This window comes from Streptomyces sp. NPDC101225, from assembly GCF_044767585.1.
GTDB lineage: Bacteria > Actinomycetota > Actinomycetes > Streptomycetales > Streptomycetaceae > Streptomyces.
In genome coordinates, this window is the sequence record NZ_JBIWOE010000022.1 from 60,124 (window position 1) to 66,610 (window position 6,487).

Sequence of the window (6,487 nt, forward strand, 5' to 3'; positions counted from 1 at the left end):
CCGATGCCCCGTTTCCCTACGGCCCGGTCGGTGGACAATTGGGGGCATGAGCCAGCAGGGGGGAAGTCCCACCGGTCACGACGACGACTGGTGGGGACAGCTGTACGACGAGGCCACCGAGGACACGGGGCCCGCACCCGCGCCCGACACCCTGGACGACCGGTTCGCCTCGGCCTCGGGAGCCGTGGGCGCACCCGAGCACGAGGACGCCGGGGCGGCCCAGGCACCGCCCCGCGCCGCGATCGCCCCGCAGCGGGTCCCCTGGGAGCCGCCGGCGGCCGCGCCCGCGGGCCCGGCACCGGTCACCGCCCAGACCGGCGGCCGCACCTCCACGGAGACGCCCGTCACGCCGGGCACCTCCACGGAGACGCCCGCCACGCCGGCCCCCGCCTCCACTTCCTCCCCGACGGACCCCGCTGCGGACACCGGTGGCGCCGCGGCCGATCCGCCCGGGGAGCCCGCGGCCGGCGGACGGGCCGTCCGCACGGCCACCCGTCCGGACGTCCCCACCCTCCCGCCGTCCCCGGTCGACTACGTGGGCTCGGGCCCGCCCACCTACGAGGCCGAGCCCACCGCGCTGCCGCCCGCCGACCCGGACGACCTCGACGACCTCGTCGCGGACACCGTGCTCGACGGCGCCCGCTACGGCGCCTGCGTCCTGCGCGCCGCCTCCGTCCGCGGGGACTCCGCGCGCTACCGCGGCGAGCCGCGCCGCGACTCCCTCCTCACCGCCCGCTTCGGCACCGGCGAACAGGCCCTGGTCCTGGTCGCGATGGCCACCGGCGCCCGCGCCACACCGGGCGCGCACCGGGCGGCCGCCGAGGCCTGCCACTGGATCGGCCGGGCCGTCGGCCGCAGTCACGCCCGGCTCGCCGAGGACATCAGGGCCGGCCGGCGCGGCGATCTCAAGTCGGGCCTGCACCGCCTCACCGACCGCAGCCTCGGCAAGCTCCGCGCGAGCGCCGCCGAGCAGGGCATCGAGCCGGAGGAGTACGCCGCCACCCTGCGCTGCCTGCTGCTGCCGGCCGACCCGGAGTGCCGTACCCGCGTCTTCTTCGGCGTGGGCGGCGGCGGACTGTTCCGGCTGCGCGACGGCGACTGGCAGGACATCGAGCCGCGCGTCGGCGAGGTCGCCGGCGAACCCGTCGTCGGCTTCGGCTCGCTGCCCGCCGAGACCCCCGACGGCGACCGGCTCACCATGGACCTCGGCATCCCCACGCCCCCGAGCCCCTACGACCCCGCCCCCGAACCGCCCCGCGAGCCCTTCCGGTTCCGTGCCTCCGTCGCCCGCACGGGTGACGCGCTGCTGATGTGCACCGGCGGTCTCGCCGAACCCCTGCGTGGCGAGCCCGACCTGTGCCGCCACCTGGCGACCCGGTGGGCGGGAGCCAACCCGCCCGGTCTCGCCTCGTTCCTCGCCGACACCCAGGTCAGGGTCAAGGGGTACGCGGACGACCGTACGGCCGCAGCAGTTTGGGAGGCGTGAGGGTCCGCGCTGTGAATTGATGGACCCGGAGGGATCCGAAAGACGCAGACCGCGGAGACCGAAGGGCACTGACCGCCATGGCCAAGCAGAACGTCGCCGAGCAGTTCGTCGACATCCTCGTCCGCGCCGGAGTCAAGCGCCTCTACGGCGTCGTCGGCGACAGCCTCAACCCGGTGGTGGACGCCGTACGCCGCAACGCCGCCATCGACTGGGTGCACGTCCGTCACGAGGAGACCGCCGCCTTCGCGGCCGGCGCGGAGGCCCAGATCACCGGACGGCTGGCCGCCTGCGCCGGCTCCTGCGGGCCCGGCAACCTCCACCTCATCAACGGCCTGTACGACGCCCACCGCTCGATGGCGCCCGTCCTCGCCCTGGCCTCGCACATCCCGTCCAGCGAGATCGGCCTCGGCTACTTCCAGGAGACCCATCCCGACCAGCTGTTCCGCGAGTGCAGCCACTACAGCGAGCTCATCTCCACCCCGAAGCAGATGCCGCGCCTGCTGACGACCGCGATCCAGAACGCGGTCGGGCTCAGCGGCGTCAGCGTCGTCTCCCTGCCCGGGGACATCGCCGACCAGCCCGCCCCGGAGCGTGCCGCCGAGACCGCCCTGGTCACCTCCCGGCCCGGCGTCCGCCCCGGCGACGCCGAGATCGACCGCCTCGTCGACATGATCGACCGCGCCGAGAAGGTCACCCTGTTCTGCGGCAGCGGCACGGCGGGCGCCCACGCCGAGGTCATGGAGTTCGCCGGCAAGGTCAAGTCGCCCGTGGGACACGCCCTTCGGGGCAAGGAGTGGATCCAGTACGACAACCCCTACGACGTGGGCATGAGCGGACTGCTCGGCTACGGCGCCGCCTACGAGGCCACCCACGAGTGCGACCTGCTGATCCTGCTCGGCACCGACTTCCCGTACAACGCCTTCCTCCCCGACGACGTCCAGATCGCGCAGATCGACATCCGGCCCGAGCACCTGGGCCGCCGCTCCAAGCTCGACCTGGCCGTGTGGGGCGATGTGCGGGAGACGCTGCGCTGTCTGATCCCGCGGGTGCGGGCCAAGCAGAACCGGCGCTTCCTGGACCGGATGCTCAAGAAGCACGCGGACGCGCTGGAGGGGGTGGTGAAGGCCTACACGCGCAAGGTCGACAAGCACGTGCCCATCCACCCGGAGTACGTGGCGTCCGTGCTCGACGAACTCGCCGACGAGGACGCGGTGTTCACCGTCGACACCGGTATGTGCAACGTCTGGGCCGCACGCTACGTCTCTCCCAACGGCCGCCGCCGCATCATCGGTTCCTTCTCCCACGGCTCGATGGCGAACGCGCTGCCGATGGCGATCGGGGCCCAGTTCACCGACCGCGGCCGGCAGGTCGTCTCGATGTCCGGGGACGGCGGATTCTCCATGCTGATGGGCGACTTCCTGACCCTGGTGCAGCACGACCTCCCGGTGAAGGTCGTCCTCTTCAACAACTCCTCGCTCGGCATGGTCGAACTGGAGATGCTGGTCGCCGGTCTTCCCTCCTACGGCACCACGAACAACAACCCCGACTTCGCGGCCGTCGCCCGCGCCTGCGGGGCCCACGGGGTGCGGGTCGAGAAGCCCAAGGACCTCCGCGGCGCGCTGAAGGACGCCTTCAAGCACAAGGGCCCGGCGCTCGTCGACATCGTCACCGACCCCAACGCCCTGTCCATCCCGCCGAAGATCAGCGCCGAGATGGTGACCGGTTTCGCCCTGTCCGCCTCGAAGATCGTGCTGGACGGCGGAGTCGGCCGCATGGTGCAGATGGCCCGCTCCAACCTGCGCAACATGCCGCGGCCGTAGCGGGGACTCAGCTGTCGTAGGGCACCCAGGCGCGCTCGCCGGAGCCGTTCGTGCCGTACCAGTAGCGCGGCATGCCCTTGATGCCGCTCGTGCGGAACGGGCGGCCGTGGTCGTCGATGCGCAACGTGCCGCTGCTGCCCTGGCAGGACCAGTCGAGCTCCAGGTACCAGCGCGCGTCGTAGGTCTGGGTCGTCGCGTCGACCAGCAGCACCTCCGGGTCCTCGGCCGAGACGCGGTAGGGGAAGTGCACGGCGGGGAGGGTGTGCCGGCTGTCCGCGCCGTCCTTCGGGCGGGCGACGGGGCGGTCGGCGTCGAGGTTCACGGTGAAGCTGCGCGGGGTCAGCTCGCCCCCGCAGCCCTGGTCCATGGCGTACGCGCTGCCCGCGGCCGGGGTGCCGCGGCTGACGACGCGGACGCGCAGCGCCTCCAGGACCACGGCGGTGGAGGACCGGCCCTGCACCGAGATCTGCACCATCGTCTGCCGTCCGTGCACCGCGCCCTGCGTGGCCGCCCAGGTCCCGGCGTCCTGCTGCACCGGGGGCGGCGGGACCTGCGCGGGCGTCTTGTCGACGACGTAGTCGTGGCCGCAGCCGTTCTGCCAGACCTGGGAGTCCGCGTGCCAGGCCAGGGGCACCGCGGTGACCGGACGGCCGGCGCCGGTGGGGTCCTGGCCGGGACCGGCGGACCGGCCGGCGGTCTTCTTCCCGGTGCCGGACGCGGACGCGCCCGGGGCGCCGGCGGGAGACGGACTCGCGGACGGCTTCGGCTTCGACGAACCGTGCGGCGCCGCGGGAGCGCTGGTCCCGGGCCGCGCGGAGGAACGCGGCCCGGCGGCCTCCGAGGAGCGACCCTTCGACAGGGCCGACAGCCCGCCGATCGTGGCGAGCAGCGCACAGGCGACGGCGGCGGACGCGAGGACCCGCCGACGGCGGTACCAGGGGCGGGCGGCCGGGACGGGGCGCTCCACGTCCACCGACGAGACATCGTCGGCGCCGGGCGTCGCGTCCGCAGGTGAGGCACCGTTGGCGCTGGACGCCGCGTTCTGCGGGGAGGTGGCGTTGCTTTGGGGTTCGGTGTCCGTCGGTGAGGTGTCGGCGGCGCCGGGCGTCCCGTCCGCAGGTGAGGTGTCGTTGATGTCGGGCGCCGCGTTCTGCGGGGAGGTGGCGTTGCTTTGGGGTTCGGTGTCCGTCGGCGACGTACGGCCGCCTTCGGGGCCCTCGTCCGTCGGCGAGGCACCCTCGCTTTCGGGGCCCGCGTTCGCCGTGCCGGAGGTCGGCGCCCGGTCGGCCGCCACGTCGGTGGTCGTGTCCGTGGTCCGAGGCCGTCGGCGTGCCGCCACCGCCAGCAGCCACCGGCGGTGCAGTTCGAGGCGCTCGTCGGCGGTCGCCGCGCAGAAGGCCGCGAGCCGTTCGACGGGGGCGAAGTCCTGGGGCACCGCCTCGCCCGCGCAGTACCGGTGCAGCGTCGAGGTGTTCATGCCCAGGCGGCGGGCCAGCGAGCCGTAGCTCCGGTCCGTGCGCGCCTTCAGCCGGCGCAGCAGCGCCGCGAACTCCTCGACGTCGTCCCGAGTCTCCACTCTTCCCCCGTCGTCGACCGTGTCCCCGTATCCCAGGCACTCATATACCTGCACGTCAGATGGGCTGGGATGGTTCCACCGTCGCCGATCGGCCGCCTGCCGTTGCGCCGGGCCCCCGGGGCGGCCGATGCTCTTGGTGCCGCACCGACCGGACCCGGACGGACCATCCGCCGGCCGGGCGGCATCCCGCACCCATGCACCGATTCTCGACCCACGCACTCATCCACGGCACGCACTCATCCACGGGGGACATCCATGCCCAAGCGCACCCGAGCAGGCGCGCTCCTCGCACTCTCCGCCGCGGGCCTCGCCCTCGGCACCGCACTCGCCGCCCCGGCGCACGCGGCGCGCAGCACACCCGGCTTCCTCGCGGCCCGGGACCTGCCGCCGCACCCCTCCTCGTCCTGGACGGCGGACATGGTCGCCGCCGGTGTGCCGGAGGACACGGAGGGGGACACCTGCCTGCGCGCCCTGCCGGGGCACGAGCGGGCCTGGCACCGCGACTTCCGCACCGACCTCGACACCGACGCCCGCCAGATCACCGTCGTGCTGCCCGACGTCCGCTCGGCCAAGGCCCTGGTCAAGGCCCTGGACAAGGACATCAGGTCCTGTCCGCGGCGGATCGAGGCGGCCGATCCGGAGACCGGGGCGACGGGGCGGGACTACGGCCGGCTCGCCGTCGAGGAGGGCGCCCACGTCTACGGGCTGCACACCGAGACCTCCTGGGGCGCCAGCGACGTCCGGCTCCTGTCGGCGGGGCGGGACGGCAGGACCGTCACGGTCGTGCACTGGGGGCAGCTGGGCGGCTTCGACGGCGCCCCGGTGAAGGCCTTCAAGAAGACGACCGTCACGGCCGTGAACAAGCTCCACTGACCGCGGCACCGGGGCCGCCCTCTCGCCACGGGGGTCGGGAGGGCGGCCCGGGGAGACGACCGCAACGACCGCCGCACCCAAACGATCGCAGCACCTACCGGAAAACGGGGAACACACATGTCCAGCAAGACCCGCACCGTCCTGACCGCCGGTGTCCTCGCCGTCGCCCTCGGCCTCGGCGCCACCGCCACGGCCTCCGCCGGCACGCCGCGCACCGTCAGCGGCAAGCCGTCCGACGACGTCACCCGCATCGCGGACTTCTACGGCGCCTACATCGACGCGGTGACCGACGAGGACGGCGGCGACCTCGGCACGGCGCTGCGCGGCCACTACCTCACCGCCGGCTTCCAGCGGAAGCTGGCCGCCTGGGAGGACAAGGAGCACGCCGACGGCGTCCTGCGGGCCCAGAACGTGCCGCTCGCCTGGAAGGTCACCGCCCACGGCAGCACCGCGCACCGCACGGAGGCCGTCGTCACCCTCACCTGGAGCCGGCACAGCACCAGCGAGCTGGTGGTCGACATGGCCCGCGACAGCCGCAAGATCGTCCACATCGGCGAGAAGGGCGCGGGGGCCAGGTAGTCACTCCGGTCGCAGCCGCACGGTGAGGATCTGGAACGGGCGCGGGGGGGGCCCCCCCCCCCCCGCGGGGGGGGGGGGGGCGGCGCGGGCGCCCCCCCGGCCCCCCCCCCCCCCCCCGCCCGCCCCCCCCCCCCCCCCCCCCCCCCCGCCCGG

General features: G+C 74.3%; 5 protein-coding genes. 4 read left to right on the forward strand and 1 reads right to left on the reverse strand.

What is annotated here, in order from left to right:
• The first annotated feature begins 46 nt into the window (after window positions 1-46).
• Entirely contained in the window at window positions 47-1,486 is a 1,440-nt protein-coding gene (locus ACIRPX_RS27580) for a protein phosphatase 2C domain-containing protein (RefSeq protein ID WP_404199894.1), read from the forward strand.
• Window positions 1,487-1,563: 77 nt separating this feature from the next.
• Window positions 1,564-3,306: a pyruvate dehydrogenase gene (locus ACIRPX_RS27585; protein ID WP_404199897.1), complete on the forward strand. Its 1,743-nt coding sequence runs from the start codon at window positions 1,564-1,566 to the stop codon at window positions 3,304-3,306.
• A 7-nt stretch (window positions 3,307-3,313) separates the two neighbouring features.
• Here the strand turns inward: ACIRPX_RS27585 and ACIRPX_RS27590 are convergent, their stop codons facing one another.
• Complete coding sequence (locus ACIRPX_RS27590; protein WP_404199900.1) at window positions 3,314-4,882, reverse strand: helix-turn-helix domain-containing protein; 1,569 nt, start codon at window positions 4,880-4,882, stop codon at window positions 3,314-3,316.
• Window positions 4,883-5,137: 255 nt separating this feature from the next.
• Here ACIRPX_RS27590 and ACIRPX_RS27595 point away from each other — a divergent pair, with 255 nt between their 5' ends.
• Together ACIRPX_RS27595 and ACIRPX_RS27600 are read left to right on the forward strand one after the other, a co-directional pair.
• Window positions 5,138-5,755 carry a hypothetical protein gene (locus ACIRPX_RS27595; protein ID WP_404199903.1) on the forward strand — a complete coding sequence of 206 codons (618 nt, stop codon included), beginning with the start codon at window positions 5,138-5,140 and terminating at the stop codon, window positions 5,753-5,755.
• Between the two features lie 117 nt (window positions 5,756-5,872).
• Complete coding sequence (locus ACIRPX_RS27600) at window positions 5,873-6,334, forward strand: hypothetical protein (protein WP_404199905.1); 462 nt, start codon at window positions 5,873-5,875, stop codon at window positions 6,332-6,334.
• Window positions 6,335-6,487: the final 153 nt, after the last annotated feature.

Bases quoted from the DNA above. Each gene is read 5' to 3' on its own strand.
- ACIRPX_RS27580 (WP_404199894.1), top strand. From the start codon at position 47: ATGAGCCAGCAGGGGGGAAGTCCCACCGGTCACGACGACGACTGGTGG.
- ACIRPX_RS27585 (WP_404199897.1), top strand. From the start codon at position 1,564: ATGGCCAAGCAGAACGTCGCCGAGCAGTTCGTCGACATCCTCGTCCGC.
- ACIRPX_RS27600 (WP_404199905.1), top strand. From the start codon at position 5,873: ATGTCCAGCAAGACCCGCACCGTCCTGACCGCCGGTGTCCTCGCCGTC.
- ACIRPX_RS27595 (WP_404199903.1), top strand. From the start codon at position 5,138: ATGCCCAAGCGCACCCGAGCAGGCGCGCTCCTCGCACTCTCCGCCGCG.